Source organism: Nostoc sp. C96 (assembly GCF_059384975.1).
Genome location: NZ_CM182020.1, coordinates 6,340,288 through 6,358,256 on the forward strand (window position 1 = coordinate 6,340,288; position 17,969 = coordinate 6,358,256).

Here is a 17,969-nt window from a genome sequence, read left to right on the forward strand (position 1 = left end):
CCCTCTATTGAACCAGGAAAATTACGATTCTTTTAAGACTCTATAGCAATACCTTAGCCAAAATAGGTTCAACACGGGCAGCAATTTCTGGGACATACACCTGTGATACGTAATCAGCAATCATTCTATCTGTATTGAACAGAGGTGCATTGGTCTTAATTGATGTTTTCATCATCTGTATCCAGCGATGGGGAATACCCTGAGCATCTTGGTCGTAATATAGGGGAACGATTTCTGACTCTAAAAGCTGATACAGTGATTGAGAATCTATGCGGTCTTGCAATTCTTGGTCGCTGGTGTGAGCATCTTCACCAATTGCCCAACCGTTAATGCCTTTACCGTCTGCACCAGTTAGATAACCTTCACACCACCAACCATCTAAAACGCTGCAATTGAGTCCACCGTTAAAGCAGACTTTTTGACCGCTTGTCCCGGATGCTTCGAGGGGACGACGGGGGTTATTTAACCAAACATCAACGCCTTGAACGAGTTTTTGTCCGGTGTAAATGTCGTAATCTTCAATAAAGGCCACACGATGGATAATACCTGAATTATGGCACCACTCCATTAAGCGTTGGATAATGCGTTTACCTTCTTCATCGGCTGGGTGAGCCTTCCCGGCAAAGATAATCTGAACTGGACGTTGGGCATTGCCAAAAATTTTCACAGCCCGTTCGGCATCCCGTAAAATTAAATCACCACGTTTATAAGGGCTAAAGCGCCGCGCAAAGCCAATGGTGAGGATATTCGGGTCAAGCAAATTATCAACCGCTTGAATACTTTGATGAGCTTCACCGCGCTGTTCTCGTGATTTTTTGACTTTATAACGAGTGTAGGCAATGAGTCTTTCTTTGAGTATTTGATGTCTTGTCCAGAGTTCTGCGTCAGGAATGTCGTCAACTTTCGCCCACATCTGGGGATCAATGGCATGAGTTTTCCAGTCTTTTCCTAAATACTGGTCATATAAGTCTGCTAGTAAAGGTGCAGTCCAAGTGGGTGCATGAACGCCATTGGTAATGTAACCAATTGGTACTGTGTCTTCTGTATGTTGTGGATAGAGGACTGTCCACATTTTGCGGGAGACTTTGCCGTGTAGTTCGCTTACGCCGTTGCAAGCACGACACATCCGCAATGCTAAAACGGTCATACCAAAGGGTTCCCAAGGGTCGCCTAGTCGTCTAGCACCCAAGGCTAAAAATTGTTCGCGGGATAGTCGCAGTTGCGGCCAGTATTGGGCAAAGTATGAGTCGATTAAATCAGGTGAGAAGACATCGTGACCTGCGGGAACAGGTGTGTGGGTGGTAAAGACACAGCTTTTCTTAACGCTGGCCTCAATATCGTAGAAGGATTTGCCTGTACTTTCAATTTCTTGGCGGGCAATTTCTAGGGTACAAAAGGCGGCGTGTCCTTCGTTGAGGTGATGCACAGAGGGTTTAATTCCCAAGGCTGTTAACGCCCTAACGCCACCAATTCCTAAGACGACTTCTTGGGCGATGCGAGTTTCTAAATTACCGCCATACAAGTGACCTGTTAGCCAGCGGTCGATGGGATCGTTGTCTTGGCGATCGCTATCTAGTAAATATAAAGTTACCCGCCCAACTTGTACTTGCCAAATTTGAACTTTTACCTGGCGTTGGCGAATTTCTATCTGGATGGTAAGTGCTTCCCCTTGTTCGTTTTTAATTAACTCTAGGGGCATTTTATGAAAGGGATTATCCAGATAATAATCTTCTTGCCAACCGTTGCGGTTCAAACGTTGGCGAAAGTAACCTTGGCGATATAACAAGCCAACGCCAATCAAGGGTACACCCAAATCTGAGGATGATTTCAGGTGATCCCCGGCTAAAATACCCAAACCACCAGAGTAAACGGGTAGAGATTCATGGATGCCAAATTCAGCACAAAAATAAGCAATGGGATGTTCGGCAGAAACTTGCGGTGCGACTCGACTCACCCAAGTGTCTTTCTGCGCCATATATTGGTCAAATTCTTGGACTAAAGCAGAAATCTGCTTTAGGTAAAGGGGGTCTTCGGCTAATTGGGTCAAGCGTTCGTAACTGGCTGATTCTAAAATCGCTACTGGGTTATGCCCACAACGTTCCCATTCTTGGGGATCAATGGTTTGAAATAAAGATATGCGATCGCTACTCCAACTCCACCAATAGTTATAAGCTAAATCTGCTAAACGCTTGAGGGGAAAAGGCATCTTTTCGCTTAAACGTAACGCTGCGGTCATTGCACTGCTGTTAGCCATACAAGTCTTAAGCTCTCTCTTAACTTTTTCGATTTCACTCATCATCTGCTTTCATATAGTTACCTTCAGGTTGATTGCGCCGGAGTCTTCTTATGTGAATTCTCCCCTGAAGACGAAGCAGGTTATCTCATCAATACTCTGCCAATATTAATGATTTTTCTTTCTCTGACTTTTTTAGTATTATCCCTGGTTCAACAACTTTTGCACATCAATTTGCATCACTTTTGTTTACAAAAATTTTTGTATTATTAACTTTTGTTTCAATACAATTATTTGTCACAAAATTATGATTTTCCCAAAAAGTCAATTATGCAAAAATTTGCTGATTTCTTTACTCATGAATTACAAAAACCTCAACTTTGGTTTGGGGCGATTGAGGAGAAAGCCAAAACTGATAATTTCTGAAAGTTTTTATTTTTTAGGAGACAATTTTGTGTATGTAAGAAACAGTGAGCAGCAAAGAAGGCACAGAAAAATTTTATGAGCTTCATATAAATACAAAAGGGAGAAAGAAAAAGAAAGCTGTCATGACAAATTTCCTCTTCTTTCTCTTCCTTAGCTTGTCTTCAAACCTTTGCTTTTATCAGAATGTAAATTTACATTCTACTGAACTCTATCTAAGAGTAGCTTAAACTTGAAGTTTCTCAGTGTGTATCTATAATATGGCAGAGATGATAAATCTACTTTAATGTGGATGCGATCGCTAAAACAATCAATATGATTAATGATGAGTTTACTAGAGCTAAAAATCGTTAATTAAAGTTTCCATTTTTAATTTTCAGAATCAGATTAATATTAAACAACTGCATCAGTCCCGTTGCTAAAAGAACTTATACATTATGCCGCAATATTTTGGAAAACTCCCCACTACAAACCAACCGTGGAAAACACTTGGCGCAGGGGAATTGGTAAACAAAAATGAGCGCAGTATTTATTTTGCATCTGGTGATTCGCGCCTCAGTGTCAGCATAATTGCCGCGAATTTAATTCGGGTGCGTTTTGCACCCACAGGCGAATTTTTGCCTCGTCGTCCTTGGGCGATAACTATGGATGATAGTGAATGGGAACAAGTATTTTATGAAGTACAAGAAACTGATACAACTTTAGAAATTACAACAGAAAAAATTCGCATCTGTATCCAAAAGCAAAATTTTCATCTTAGCTGCTTTGATTTAGCGGGTCGTCCTTTTGCTGAAGATGCAGATATGGGGATTGGTTGGCGTTTAGGTGCAGTTGCTAACTGGAAAAAAATTGCCCCCGATGAACATTTTTATGGTTTTGGTGAACGCACAGGCTTTTTGGATAAACTCAGTCAAGTTAAAACAAACTGGACAGTTGATGCTTTAGATTACGATGCACTCACCGATGAAATGTACCAAGCGATTCCATTTTTTATGGCGTTGCGTCCCCATGTTGGCTACGGCATTTTTTTGAATACCACCTTCTGGAGTCAATTTGATATCGGTGCAGCCCAACCAGGTGTGTGGAAAATGGAAACTCGCGGCGGGGAGTTGGACTATTACATTATTTACGGCCCTGAACCTGGGGAAATTCTTTGCACCTATACTCAGTTAACCGGGAGAATGCCTTTACCGCCCAAGTGGGCTTTAGGCTATCACCAATGTCGTTGGAGTTATGAATCAGAAACTGTGGTGCGAGAATTAGCACAGGGATTTCGTCAGCGGCGCATTCCTTGTGATGTGATTCACTTGGATATTGACTATATGCGCGGTTATCGCATCTTTACTTGGAGTCCTACCCGTTTTCCTCACCCAGCACAATTAATTGGAGACTTAGCAAAAAATGGCTTTAAAACAGTTACGATTATTGACCCTGGTGTGAAGTATGAGCCAGAAGCTAATTATCACGTTTTTGACCAAGGATTAGCTAACGATTATTTTGTGCGGAAGGCTGATGGGGCGCTGTTTCACGGTTATGTTTGGCCAGAAAAAGCTGTGTTTCCTGACTTTATGCGGACGGATGTACGTCATTGGTGGGGGAATCTGCACAAAAGCCTGACAGATATTGGTGTTGCAGGTATTTGGAATGATATGAATGAACCTGCGATTGATACTCGTCCCTTTGGGGATGGTGGGGAGAAGATTTGGTTTCCCTTAGATGCACCACAGGGGGAAGTAGAGAATTTTGCTACTCATACAGAGGTACATAATTTGTATGGGTTGATGATGGCGCAGGCTTGTTGGGAAGGGTTGCAGCAACATCGTCAACAAGAGCGATCGTTTGTATTAACTCGTTCGGGGTATGCTGGGGTGCAGCGTTGGTCTTCTGTGTGGATGGGAGACAACCATTCTTTGTGGGAACATTTGGAAATGTCCCTACCCATGCTTTGCAATATGGGACTTTCGGGCGTGGGGTTTGTGGGTTGTGATATTGGCGGATTTGCGGGAAATGCAACGGCTGAACTGTTTGCTCGTTGGATGCAGGTGGGAATGCTTTACCCCTTGATGCGCGCTCATTCTGCCATGTCTACAGCGCGTCATGAACCTTGGGTATTTGGCGATCGCACTGAAAATATCTGTAGAGAATATATTAATCTGCGTTACCAACTTTTGCCTTATATTTACAGTTTATTTTGGGAAGCAGCCACCACAGGCGCACCAATTTTAAGACCGTTACTCTACCATTTTCCTAACGATCCTCAAACTTACACCCTTTACGATCAAGTACTTTTAGGCTCATCACTCATGGCTGCGCCAATTTACCGTCCTGGTGTGGAACATCGAGCAGTCTACTTACCCGCAGGTACTTGGTATGACTGGTGGAGTGGCGAATGTTATCAAGGCGCAACTCATATTTTGGCGGATGCACCCCTCGAAAAAATGCCCCTTTATGTGCGTGGTGGTGCAGTAATTCCCATGCAGCCAGTGATGCAATATGTGAATGAATTACCACCTGATGAAATTCGCTTGCGGGTTTGGCCTGGTAATAGTGAATATAGTTTTTATGAAGATGATGGGCAAACATTTGCTTACATCAATCAAAATTTTTCCCTCAGAAGAATTAACGTACTGACACAGACCAATCAAATAATAGTCAACATAAGTATGCGCGAGGGAAAATGGACACCACCACAGCGGCAAATAATTGTAGAAGTTGTAGGCGTAGGCCAGCAGCAATTTATCGATGATGGTCAAGAACAAAGCTTGTTATTTTAATTAGCAATAAGATTTGGCTAGGAAAATCATTTGTGTAGCGAGGGAAGAAGAAAGAAGTAATCAAGATGGAGATAGATAGCAGCGCCAAAATTAAATCAGAGTCATATTATAGATAGATGAAAAGATAGCCAATTAATACTAATATCCCAAAGGAACAATAAAAGATGTAAAACTATAAAAAACTCAAATTTCAGCACGCTAGTCTAGTTAGAGATGCAGTGACAAAAATATCAATGCTAAACAGCAAACGCTTGCAACTGCAAGATGTACGGAATTCAATAGTGGTCAAGGTTGCAGCAGCGATCGCCATCCTCACAGGTAGTTTTGTCTTATTTGGGTGGATGTTCGACATTGAATTTCTCAAAATGGGGAACAACCCTAGTTTGTTCACCATGAAGGCCAACACAGCGCTGTGTTTTATCTTATTAGGTATGTCGCTGTGGTTGTCACAAATCAACAAAAACAAGCAGACTGATGTAGATTTTAGACAGAAACTCAAGCGCAGACGGCAAGTTATTTATTTATGGCTGGCTAGAGCATTGAGTTTAATACCAATCATAATTGCCTTACTGACAATTATTCAATATTTATTTGGCAGAAATTTTGGAGTTGACGAGCTACTGTTTCGGGACACACAAACTCCTTTATTGACATCTTATCCAGGCAGGATGGGATTAAATACAGCAGCTAACTTTTTTTTCCTGGGCTGTGCTTTAGAAATTTTAATTTATCGAAAAAGCGAACGCCGCCATTGGTATAGTCAAATTTTGACGCTGATGGCTGGGGTGATTTCCTTAGAAGCGCTCATCGGCTACACCTACAAAATCAAAATTCTCTATAGTCTCTTTGCTAATGGAACACCGATGGCATTACACACAGTATTACTGTTTAGTGTGCTGTGTATGGGAATTCTCTGGTCAAATGTAGACCAAGGATTTATGCGCGTAATTACCAGTGAAAATTATGGCGGGTTACTGGCGCGTCGTTTATTAATAGCGGCGATCGCTGTTCCGCTATTATTAGGCTGGTTGATTGTTCAAGGCCAGCGAGCCGGACATTATGATCCGGATTTTGCTATAGCAGTGTTTGCACTAATTTTAATTATTATTTTTGCTCTGTTGATTTGGCAATGTGCCGCAGTGGTAGAACGCCTGTGGTTCAACAACGAACGCACGCAAACAGCCCTGAGAACCTATGAAGAAAAACTCAAAAGTTTCGTAGATGCGAACGTCATTGGTATCTTGTTTGGTGATGTGTACGGCAATATTCACCAAGCAAATGACGAATTTCTCAGAATGGTTGATTATACCCGCGAAGATTTACTCGCAGGTCAATTGAAGCGGGATACCATCACACCGCTAGAGTATCAGCATTTAGATGAACAAGCGATCGCCGAAGCCAAAGCAAATACTAATGGCGCTTGTACACCATATAAAAAAGAATATCTTCGCCAAGATGGTAGCCGCATACCAGTGTTAGTTGGTTACGTATTAGTGGGAGAACAACAGCAAGAATCTGTAGCCTTTATTCTGGACTTAAGCGAACGCCAACAAGCACAAGAAAAAATCCTGGAACTAAATCGAGATTTACAGCGGCGGGTTGTGGAGTTACAAACCTTGTTGGATGTGATTCCCATAGGAATTGGCATTGCGGAAGATGTTGAATGTAGCACAATTCGCGTTAACCCTTGTTTTGCCAAGCAATTAGGCATCTCAAAAGAGATTAATGCTTCTCTCACCGCCCCTGTTGGAGAACGACCCACAACTTTTAAGGTCTACCGTGAGGGTAGAGAACTCTTGCCAGAAGAACTACCTATGCAGTATTCCGCCGCGCATGGTGTAGAAGTTCTCGATTTTGAAGTCGATGTAGTGCATGACAATGGCCAAGTCACCAAATTGTTAGAATATGTTGCCCCTTTATTTGATGAAGAAGGTAACAGCAGGGGTTGTATTGGTGCATTCTTAGATATTACGAGCCGCAAGCAAGCCGAGGAATTACAGCAGAACCAACAAAAATGGCTGGAAGATGTGTTGAATCTGATGCCCAGACCATTGCTATTTATTGAACCAGAAACTGCACGGGTAAAATTTGCGAATCGCACAGCAAACGAATTAGCAGGAGGCGAATTTCCGCAAGATATCCCCGCCGAAGATTATCACACAGCCTACTATTGCACAGATGCCACAGGCAACCGCATTCCCAATGAGCAAATGCCAGGGGTACGAGTTGCCCGTGGTGAGCGGTTGCATAATGTAGAAATGGACTGGCACACTAACCAAGGTGTATATTCCTTATTAATATTTGCAGATACACTGCCGGCAATGCACGGCTATCCAGCTACCTGTGTGTTGGTATTTCAAGATATCACTAAGCTCAAGCAAGCAGAAAAAGCATTGTCACTAGGTAATAAAAGACTGCAATTATTATTTAGTACAGCCAGCGCTCTTTTATCTAGCCAGCAACCTGTGGCGCTGATAGACAGAGTTTTCCGTCATCTTCAAGAACAAATTAATTTAGATGTTTACTTCAATTATTTGATTGAAGATAACTCTCAAGTAATGCGTCTCGCTTCTTATGGCGGCGTGACAGCAGAACTAGCAAAAGAAATTGAGTTATTAGAATTTGGTAAAGCAGTCTGCGGTACAGCAGCCCAATGTCGCCAATTTATATATGTAGAAGATGTCCAACAATCAAGCGACCCCAAAACAGAATTAATTCGCTCACTAGGTGTGAAGGCTTACTACTGTTATCCATTAATTGCTCAAGGTAAGTTGTTCGGTACCCTTTCTTTTGGTAGTTGCCGACGGGATTTCTTCACCGAAAATCAAAGAGGGATGATGCAGGCGATTTGCGACCAAATTGCGATCGCAATGGAAAGGGCAAGTTTAATTAGTTCCTTGCAGCAACAAACCGAACAGTTGCAAGAAGCCAACCGGATGAAAGACGAGTTTTTAGCCATACTTTCTCACGAATTGCGATCGCCCCTCAATGCAATTCTCGGCTGGGCGCAGCTGCTACGTAGTCGCAACCTGAGTGAGACTCAAATTGCCAAAGCCTTAGAAACCATTGAGCGCAATGCGAGAATACAAACTCAGATGATTGAAGACTTACTCGATATCTCTCGGATGATTAGGGGTAAGTTAAATCTCAAAGTTTCTCCGTGCAATCTGATCACTATTATTGAATCAACCATTGAAACTGTGACTTTAGCCGCCCAAGCCAAAGAAATTGAGTTGCAATTTTCTAGGGTTAATCAGGGCGATTTACAGCACAACGCCAGCCAATTTTTAATTTCTGGTGATAGCGATCGCTTACAGCAGATTATGTGGAATCTACTCTCTAATGCCATTAAGTTTACACCCCAAGGCGGGAGAGTGGAAATTCAAATTTCTAGGAGCGTTGGTCATGTGACCGAATCTCTCAGCTACGCACAAATTCAAATTATTGATACAGGTGTGGGCATTCAGCACGAGTTTTTGCCTTACGTTTTTGATCGCTTTCGTCAAGCCGATAGTTCTAGCACCAGGGCGCACGGTGGCTTAGGATTAGGTTTAGCAATCGTCCGTCACTTAGTAGAATTACACGGTGGAACTGTCAATGTAGATAGCCCAGGAGAAGGACAAGGTACGACTTTTACCGTCAAACTACCTTTACTTCTGCCCAACAAAGAAACTATTTCTGCGCCAGTTAGCATACCACAAGAAGACAATATTCTATCTGCATCTCCCTCATTGGCTGGTGTACGTGTCTTGGTAGTGGATGACGAAGCCGACACCAGGGAATACATACACACAGTACTGCAAAAATGCCAAGCTCAAGTCCAAGCAGTGAGTTCAGTTAAAGAAGCATTACAAGTAATTTCTCAGTGGAAACCCGATGTGTTAGTTAGTGACATCGGTATGCCTGGGGAGGATGGTTATTCATTGATTCGCCAATTGCGATCGCAACCCCCAGAACAAGGCGGTAAAATTCCCGCCGCCGCTTTAACTGCCTACGCTAGAGCCGAAGACCGAATGCGTGCGATTCAAGAAGGTTTTCAACTACATTTACCTAAACCAATAGAACCTGCTGAGTTAGCTACCGTAGTCGCCAGCCTTGTAGGTAGAACTTAAACTTGGGTTTCTCTTCATTTCACCCAACCTAAGAATTATCACCTAGAAAAATTTTCCTACAAAGAAAGTATATATTTATCTATTTTAACTGTGTTTATTTACAGTTAATTATTTTTTCATACAGTACTTATGCGTAAATCACTCTTAAGAAATTGTACTAATATTTAGCACTAATCATTACCAAAAATTAATGTCCGGTTTACATGGTTTTTACCTGCTCTTATTAAACCGGATTTATATTTCAATCGCTAAGTTTTGCTTATTTTCTGTAATCAATACAGAGAAAACTTTGCTCTGTTTATACAAATAACAACAAATGCACAAGTCTAAATTTTTCAAGTTTATTCTACCTATTGCTTTACCAGCAGCAGCTTTTGCCATATTTAATTCTGTCCAAAAGCCCCTAACTGCTCAAAGCAATGTAAATCATTTAGCGATGGGAAATCCCACTAATGCAGGCAGTAGTCTCAATAATTTATTATTAAGCAAATTTCAGTATGCTACTTCACATAACTGTTTCCGAGGAACACCAAATTGGGTGAGTTGGCAATTAAACTCATCATGGTTAGGAAGTGCGCCTCGCCAAGACGATTTTCGTGCAGATACTACCTTACCTTCTGGCTGCTATCGAGTCCAAGGTACAGATTACACAGGTAGCGGCTTTGACAGAGGACACATGACTCCTTCCGCCGATAGAACCAACACAATTGCTAACAATTCTGCTACCTTCTTGATGACAAATATCATTCCCCAAGCTCCTGATAATAATCAAGGTGTATGGGCAAATTTGGAAAACTATACTAGAAGTTTAGTCACCTCAAGCAAAGAACTTTATATTATTGCTGGTTCTTATGGTACTGGTGGTACAGGGTCAAATGGTGCGAGAAACACAATTACAACACCTACTGGTGGTACAATTACTGTCCCAGCCAGAACTTACAAAGTGATTGTGGTTTTAGATAAACCAAATTCTGGAGCTAGTAGCGTAACTACCAATACAAGAGTTATTGCGGTAGATATACCCAATACACAGGGTGTGAGAAATGCAGATTGGAGAAGTTATAGAATTAGTGTTGATACTTTAGAATCAAGACTTACTAGTGCCACAGGAACTACCTACAACTTTCTTTCTAACGTTCCTAGCTCTGTTCAAAATGTAATTGAGGCTAGAGTTGACAATTTATAAACAGGACTTATGCAAAACTAACGTATTTTCGTCATTGCGACCGTAGGGAAGCAATCTCAAAGCCTTTATTTGCGTGGCGAGTGTGTAAGTCCTAATCAAGATAGTTAATTAAGTTTATACCAAGTTGTCTTAGTTTGAATTATTGGTTTTTGATTTTCAACAAAACTAACTTTGGCAACTTGGTATCAAGCTTCAAGTCTGTCTGTGCAGACAGGCAAATAAAATTAGGTTTCTACAACTTTTGTAGAAATTCCTGCTAAATCACCAGATGCCGTTTTACCAATAATATAGACATCAATATTTATCATCCCTAAACGATAAACTTGGATATCTGTGAGATTGTCCTTGAGTGTTTTAAGCATAGCTTGAAATTTTTGTACATCTTGTTTTTGAATTTCATCATGCCATTCTTTGTCTTCAGCACAATTACGAAAAAAATAATCTAAGTCTACTATTTCCATTGGGGTTTCTCGCGGATGACTTGTTAACTGGAGAAGTTTTTCATTAGTCAAAGGCTCTTGAGCTTGACCTGTCCAGAAAACAACTTCAAAGGGATATTCTGATTCACTCATCATGAGCAAACCATTAGAGGTTTGCTTCAAATTTTCCGTAACTTGATTAATCATACAATTGAGATGGTGACAATAAATTTAAGCCTTAAAAATTACAACATATTTAGAGAAAATTGCTGAAATCTTAATATTATTCTAATTACTGAAGCGATCGCTCATTTTTTATGTAAATATATTGATTTTCTAGGCGCTGATCCAAAGAAAAACTCTGTGAACGTCCATAGATGAGACGAAAGAATTATACTTTGTTGATAAACGAGGATTTGGATATGTCACCTTGGACTAGTCTCATCACTGCCTTAACACTACTGCTGTATTCAGTGATCACAATTAATGTTGGTCGAGCTAGAGCAAAATACAAAGTAATGCCTCCCCAAATGACGGGAGACCTAAACTTTGAACGTGTACTGCGCGTCCAACAAAATACTCTAGAACAGACTATTTTATTCTTACCAGGTTTATGGTTGTTCTCTTTTTATATCAACCCATCTTGGGCGGCAATTATCGGTGCTATCTGGCTAGTAGGTAGAATTGTCTATGCTTGGGGATATTATCAGGCCGCAGAAAAGCGAATGATTGGCTTTGCCATTACTACTATTAGTGGGACAGTGCTACTTTTAGGTTCGCTGATTGGCATCATTCTCACTTTGGTGAAGTTATAAACTACTTTAGAGCGTTCAATTAACGCTCTACAAAACTTAGATGATGTTTTAAAAGCTATTATTCATAGATGAATACTTTTAGCTCCAGCCTGTCCTCAAAAAGAGGGAATAGCCTATTCAAAGTCTCCTTATTTAAGGGAGATTTAGAATGAAATTAATAAACTTAAGAATTGAGCAATATCTTCTGACTCACAGTTCTATAACACCCTATAACCGTGGAAATACTAGAAAATCAGTAAATTGATGAAAAACAATATTTTGATGTTAAAGAAGGTAAATTAAAGGGAATACTAAGCGCAGTTAAAGTATTTTGAATATCACTGCAATGTTAGTATTATCTGATAAAGTGTTCTCCTTACCTGGTTATCGAATTGTAGAACAAATTTATTGTGGTAGCAAAACCTTAGTTTATCGAGGTATTAAAGAACAAGACCAACAACCAGTGGTAATTAAACTGATACGAAATGAGTATCCTACTTTCAGTGAAATTGCTCAATTCCGTAATCAGTATACAATCACCAAAAACCTCAATTTATCAGGTATAGTTCAACCTCTGTGTTTAGAAAATTATCGCAATCGCTATGCTTTAATCATGGAGGATTTTGGCGGGATATCGCTCAAAGATTGGGGGCGGCAGAATAAAGCTACACAAGAGTTTGGGATTACTCTACAAGAATTTTTTCCTATTGCTATAGCGATCGCATCTATTTTAGAAGGTCTACATCGCAGTCGCATTATTCATAAAGATATCAAACCTGCGAATGTCCTGATTAACCCTATTACTTTAGAAATCAAAATTATCGACTTCAGTATTGCTACTCTCCTACCAAGAGAAATTCAATACCTGACAAATCCCAATGTCTTAGAAGGAACACTCGCTTATATCTCTCCTGAACAAACAGGTAGAATGAACCGTGGTATTGATTACCGCAGCGATTTTTATTCTTTAGGAGTCACATTTTTTGAACTCCTAACCGGACAGTTACCCTTCGCCAACACTGAACCGATGGAGTTGGTTCACTCTCACATTGCTAAACAACCACCAACCGTACAGCAAATTAATCCTCATCACCCGCCAATTTTGTCTGCAATTGTTAGCAAGTTAATGGCTAAAAATGCCGAATACCGCTATCAAAGTGCTTACGGACTTAAGTACGACTTAGAAGCTTGCTATCAGCAATGGCTAGAAATCGGTAATATTAACAGCTTTGAGTTAGCCACTAAAGATGTTTCCGACCGTTTTCTCATCCCAGAAAAACTCTATGGTCGTGAAAAAGAAGTTGCTACCTTACTTACAGCCTTTGAGCGCGTAGCCAGAGGTACGACAGAAATGATCCTAGTTGCTGGGTTTTCTGGGATTGGTAAAACCGCCGTAGTCAACGAAGTACATAAACCGATTTCCAGACAGCGCAGTTATTTCATCAAAGGTAAATTTGACCAATTCCAACGAGACATTCCTTTATCAGCATTAGTACAAGCTTTTCAAGACTTGATAGGGCAAATTCTGGTAGAAACTGATGCTCAAATTCAACAATGGAAAGACAAAATTCTCTTAGCATTGGGTGAACAAGCACAGGTAATTATCGATGTAATTCCTGGTCTAGAACAGATTATTGGTAAACAACCAGCTATTTCAGAACTTTCTGGAACTGCTGCTCAAAATCGATTTAATCTATTATTCCAAAGGTTTATTCAGGTATTTAGTACTAAAGATTATCCTTTAGTGATTTTTCTAGATGACTTGCAATGGGCAGACTCAGCCTCTTTGCAGTTTATGCAACTATTGATGAACCAAAATAATGCCAATAATCAAACTTCTGTTTTAGTTACTCCTGAACCTACAAATAACTTGTGGAACCCTATATTTGATGGGGTAGTTTGGGAAGTTGATGAAGAGCCAAAAGTTACTCAAACTGAAGGAAATTTTTTACTAATTGGTGCATATCGTGATAACGAAGTTTACCCAGCCCACCCACTTTGCCTAACATTACAGCAAATTGAAAAAACTGGGACAAGGATTAATCAGATTAACCTAGCACCTTTAAATCAAGGTAATTTAAATTCCTTGATTACTGATACTCTTGGTTGCCATCAAGAGATAGCAACTCCTTTGGGACAAATGGTGTTTGCTAAAACCAAAGGTAATCCCTTCTTTGCAACTCAATTCTTGAAGTCTTTACATCAAGATGGCATCATTAAATTTAACTTTGATGTAGGTTATTGGCAGTATGATTTTGCTGCAATACAGGCATTAGTACTGACAGATGATGTTGTTGATTTTATGGCACGGCAAATAGAGAAGTTGCCAATAATGACGCAAAATGTCTTAAAAATGGCTGCCTGTATTGGACATGAATTTGACTTAAAAACTCTGGCGATCGTCAACGAAAAATCTGTAGTAGATACAGCATCGGACTTATGGATAGCCTTACATGAAGGAATAATTTTACCTCAAACTGATATTTATAAGTTATTCCAAAATGAGCCTAGTTCAGCAGAACTTGTTCCGAATTCAAACTCTCCAGATTTTTTTAATAATAGTTTTCCTATTCCTAAATACAAATTTATTCATGACAGAGTACAACAAGCTGCTTATTCTTTAATTTCTGAAAACCAAAGGCAGCAAACACATTTAAAAATTGGCTTATTACTATTCAATAGTATCCCCGTTGGAGAACGCGAAGAGAAGATTTTTCAGATAGTAAATCAGTTCAATATCGCATTAGAATTGATCACTGATTATACAAGGCGTGATGAAATAGCCCAAATGAATTTAATGGCTGGACGTAAAGCTTTAGGCGCAACAGCGTATGCAGCCGGAATTAAGTATTTAACAACGGGGATTGAACTCCTCTCATCTGATAGTTGGGAAACACAATATGAACTTTCTTTAGCTTTGTATGAAGCAGCAGCAGAAGCCACATACTTAGCTGGTGAATTTGAGCAGATGCAGAAATTAGTTGATGTTGTGTTAGCACAGGCTAAAACATTACTAGAAAAAGTGAAAGTTTATGAAGTAAAAATTCAAGCTTACGGCGCACAAAATAAAGCATTAGAAGCTGTCAATACTGCGCTCAATGTTTTGAAGCAGTTGGGTGTCGAATTTCCTGAAAATCCTAGCCAATCTGATATGCAATCGGCTATAGCAGAAATTACATCAAATCTGGCTGATAGAAAAATCAAGGATTTAATTGATCTACCAGAAATGACAGAAGCCTATCCTCTTGCAGCTATGGGTATATTATCAAGCACCATTCCTGTAGCCTATGCCGTTGCTCCTGTGCTATTTCTGTTAATTGTCCTCAAGCAAATTAACTTGTCATTGAAATATGCCAATGCGCCTTCATCTGCCTACGCATACGTTACTTATGCTGTAATACTCTGCGGATTATTAGGAGATATTGAATCTGGCTTTGAATTTGGCAAACTAGCTGCAAATCTATTAGAGAGGTTTAATTCTAAAGAAATCAAAGCTAAAACAATGAGTACCTTTCATGGAGTTATCAGACATTGGAAAGAACATCCAAAGAAAGGATTAAATTCTCTATTAGAAGGATACTCTACTGGACTTGAAACTGGAGATTTAGAATATGCTGCCTATTCTCTTTACAACTATTCTTACTCTTCATATTTTATCGGTAGAGAACTGATAGGTCTAGAGAGAGAAATAGCAAATTATGGTAACGCTATCATCCAAATTAACCAACAAAGAACATTTAACTGGAATAGTATCTATCAACAAACTGTATTGAACTTGTTGGGAGTTGAGAAAAATCCCTGTTATTTAATCGGCGAAGCTTACAATGAAGAAAAAATGTTTCCGATTCACCTAGCAGCTAACGATAGAATCGGACTTTTATCTTTATATTTGGGTAAACTATATCTGTCGTACTTATTTCAAGATTACTCTCAAGCAGTTGAAAACTGTACTTTAGCAGAAAAGTATTTAGATGGGGGCATAGGACAACAGGCTATTCCTTTTTTCCATTTTTATGATTCTCTAGCACAGCTTACTATATATACTGATGCGGATGATTCTGAGAAAAACGTCATTCTTGATAGAGTCCAAGTTAATCAGGAAAAGATGGATAAATGGGCGCATCATGCTCCGATGAATTATCTGCATAAATTTTATTTAGTAGAGGCTGAACGATATCGGGTTACAGGTCAATATCTCGAAGCAATAGAATCTTACGATCGCGCCATTGCTCTGGCTAAAGAAAACGAGTACATTAACGAAGAAGCTCTCGCTAATGAATTAGCAGCTAGATTCTATCTGGAATGGGGTAAAGAGAAAATTGCTCAAACCTATCTCACTGATGCTTATTATTGTTATGTGCGTTGGGGCGCAAAAGCCAAAGTAGATGATTTGGCAAAACGCTATCCACAATTACTCATGCCAATACTTCAGCAAGAGAAACTGAGCCTACAATTATCTGACAAAATCACTATCTCTACTTATCAATCTATATCACATCAAAGTAGTTACCAAACATTAGTCGGTTCTAAAACAAGTATTTCTGAATCACTAGATTTAGCCTCTGTGATTAAAGCTTCTCAAGCGCTCTCTGGAGAAATTGAGATGGAGCAACTACTTTCTACATTAATGCAACTTGTGATGGAAAATGCCGGAGCGTCTAAATCTGCTTTAATTTTGATTGAAGATAATAATTTGGAATTAAAGGTAACAGCTATTAGTTCTAATGCCAATTTTTCATCTATCTCTACACAGTTCCCATCAATTGATGTTGAGTCTAGCAACGATGTTCCGATTACTTTGATGAAATATGTTAACCGCACTAAAGAAGTGTTTGTGGTTGATGATGCTAAGACTGTTGATTTTTTAACTGGCGATCGCTATATTATGCGTGAGCCGCCAAAGAGCCTTTTGTGCATCCCAATTATTAATCAAGGTAAATTATTGGGGATTCTTTACCTCGAAAATAATCTTACTACAGGAGCATTTACACGCGATCGCGTTGAAGTTTTGAAACTGCTGACTACCCAAGCTGCAATTTCCTTAGAGAACGCGATTCTCTATAAAAATTTAGCACAAGCAAATCAAAATCTGGAAGAATACAACCATAGCTTAGAAGAAAAAGTAGAAACAAGAACACAAGAACTACATCACAAAAATCAACATCTGCAAGAAGCACTCCAAGAATTGCAACGCACACAAACCCAATTAATACAAAGTGAAAAAATGTCTTCATTGGGTCAAATGGTGGCGGGTATTGCTCATGAAATTAATAATCCCATTAACTTTATTCATGGCAATATTAATCATACTAGTGAATATGTCCAAGATTTACTAGATTTATTAGCTATTTATCGGCAAGAATGCTCTCATTCTTCAGATTTAGTCAAAGCAAAATCAGCAGAAATAGATGTAGATTTCTTGGCTAAAGATTTGCCGAAAATTCTTGATTCTATGAAGGTTGGCAGTTCCCGAATTCGTAATATAGTTTTAGGTTTACGTAACTTCTCCCGCTTGGATGAATCGGAAATGAAAGCTGTTGATATTCATGAAGGTATTGACAACACCTTAATGATTTTGCAGCACCGACTCAAAGAGAAGAGTGATTCCCCGGAAATTGAAGTTATCAAAGAATATGCAAAAATACCCAATATTAGTTGTTATGCTGGTCAACTAAATCAGGTATTTATGAATATTTTGAGTAATGCGATCGATGCGTTAGATGAGTCAATGGTTAATAGTCAAAATGAACTGTTAACTAAACCTCAGATTCGCATTTGTACTACCTTGATAAACTCAAATACCTTGCGGATTAGCATTGCTGATAATGGTTCTGGGATGACAGAAGCAGTCAAGAAGAAAATCTTTGATCCATTTTTTACGACTAAACCAGTGGGTAGTGGTACAGGGTTGGGATTATCTATTAGTTATCAGGTAATTGTAGATAAACATAAGGGTCAGTTAACCTGTGATTCTACTCCCGGAAAAGGAACTGAGTTTGTGATTGAAATACCAATCAAGCCGTGAGAT

At 39.6% G+C, this 17,969-nt stretch carries 7 protein-coding genes; 5 read left to right on the forward strand and 2 right to left on the reverse strand.

Translation table 11 applies throughout. From position 1 onward, the window contains the following. Positions 1-40 precede the first annotated feature (40 nt). Complete coding sequence (glgP, locus tag AC504W_RS27105; RefSeq protein WP_494875347.1) at positions 41-2,254, reverse strand: alpha-glucan family phosphorylase; 2,214 nt, start codon at positions 2,252-2,254, stop codon at positions 41-43. A gap of 839 nt (positions 2,255-3,093) precedes the next feature. Between glgP and AC504W_RS27110 the strand changes: the two genes are divergently transcribed. The 3 genes from AC504W_RS27110 (at position 3,094) to AC504W_RS27120 (ending at position 10,728) form a co-directional block, all read left to right on the forward strand. Further along, positions 3,094-5,430, forward strand: coding sequence for a glycoside hydrolase family 31 protein (locus tag AC504W_RS27110; protein ID WP_494875348.1), 2,337 nt, complete (start codon positions 3,094-3,096; stop codon positions 5,428-5,430). Between the two features lie 233 nt (positions 5,431-5,663). Beyond that, on the forward strand, positions 5,664-9,542 hold the full coding sequence (locus AC504W_RS27115) for a PAS domain-containing hybrid sensor histidine kinase/response regulator (RefSeq protein WP_494875349.1): 3,879 nt from the start codon (positions 5,664-5,666) through the stop codon (positions 9,540-9,542). 316 nt (positions 9,543-9,858) lie between these two features. After that, a complete protein-coding gene (locus AC504W_RS27120) occupies positions 9,859-10,728 on the forward strand; it encodes a DNA/RNA non-specific endonuclease (RefSeq protein ID WP_494875350.1) in 870 nt (289 codons plus the stop codon). A gap of 224 nt (positions 10,729-10,952) precedes the next feature. Here the strand turns inward: AC504W_RS27120 and AC504W_RS27125 are convergent, their stop codons facing one another. Beyond that, positions 10,953-11,354: a nuclease A inhibitor family protein gene (locus AC504W_RS27125; RefSeq protein ID WP_494879493.1), complete on the reverse strand. Its 402-nt coding sequence runs from the start codon at positions 11,352-11,354 to the stop codon at positions 10,953-10,955. Positions 11,355-11,569: 215 nt separating this feature from the next. Between AC504W_RS27125 and AC504W_RS27130 the strand changes: the two genes are divergently transcribed. Both AC504W_RS27130 and AC504W_RS27135 read left to right on the forward strand, forming a co-directional pair. Then, the gene (locus AC504W_RS27130; protein WP_494875353.1) at positions 11,570-11,962 is read left to right on the forward strand and encodes an MAPEG family protein; all 393 of its coding nucleotides are present in this window, start codon (positions 11,570-11,572) and stop codon (positions 11,960-11,962) included. Positions 11,963-12,287: 325 nt separating this feature from the next. Next, the gene (locus tag AC504W_RS27135) at positions 12,288-17,966 is read left to right on the forward strand and encodes an AAA family ATPase (RefSeq protein ID WP_494879494.1); all 5,679 of its coding nucleotides are present in this window, start codon (positions 12,288-12,290) and stop codon (positions 17,964-17,966) included. Positions 17,967-17,969 lie beyond the last annotated feature (3 nt).

Excerpts from the sequence above, each read along its gene's own strand:
- glgP (WP_494875347.1), bottom strand. The coding sequence starts at position 2,254 with ATGGCTAACAGCAGTGCAATGACCGCAGCGTTACGTTTAAGCGAAAAG.
- AC504W_RS27110 (WP_494875348.1), top strand. The coding sequence starts at position 3,094 with ATGCCGCAATATTTTGGAAAACTCCCCACTACAAACCAACCGTGGAAA.
- AC504W_RS27115 (WP_494875349.1), top strand. The coding sequence starts at position 5,664 with ATGCTAAACAGCAAACGCTTGCAACTGCAAGATGTACGGAATTCAATA.
- AC504W_RS27120 (WP_494875350.1), top strand. The coding sequence starts at position 9,859 with ATGCACAAGTCTAAATTTTTCAAGTTTATTCTACCTATTGCTTTACCA.
- AC504W_RS27125 (WP_494879493.1), bottom strand. The coding sequence starts at position 11,354 with ATGATTAATCAAGTTACGGAAAATTTGAAGCAAACCTCTAATGGTTTG.
- AC504W_RS27130 (WP_494875353.1), top strand. The coding sequence starts at position 11,570 with ATGTCACCTTGGACTAGTCTCATCACTGCCTTAACACTACTGCTGTAT.
- AC504W_RS27135 (WP_494879494.1), top strand. The coding sequence starts at position 12,288 with ATGTTAGTATTATCTGATAAAGTGTTCTCCTTACCTGGTTATCGAATT.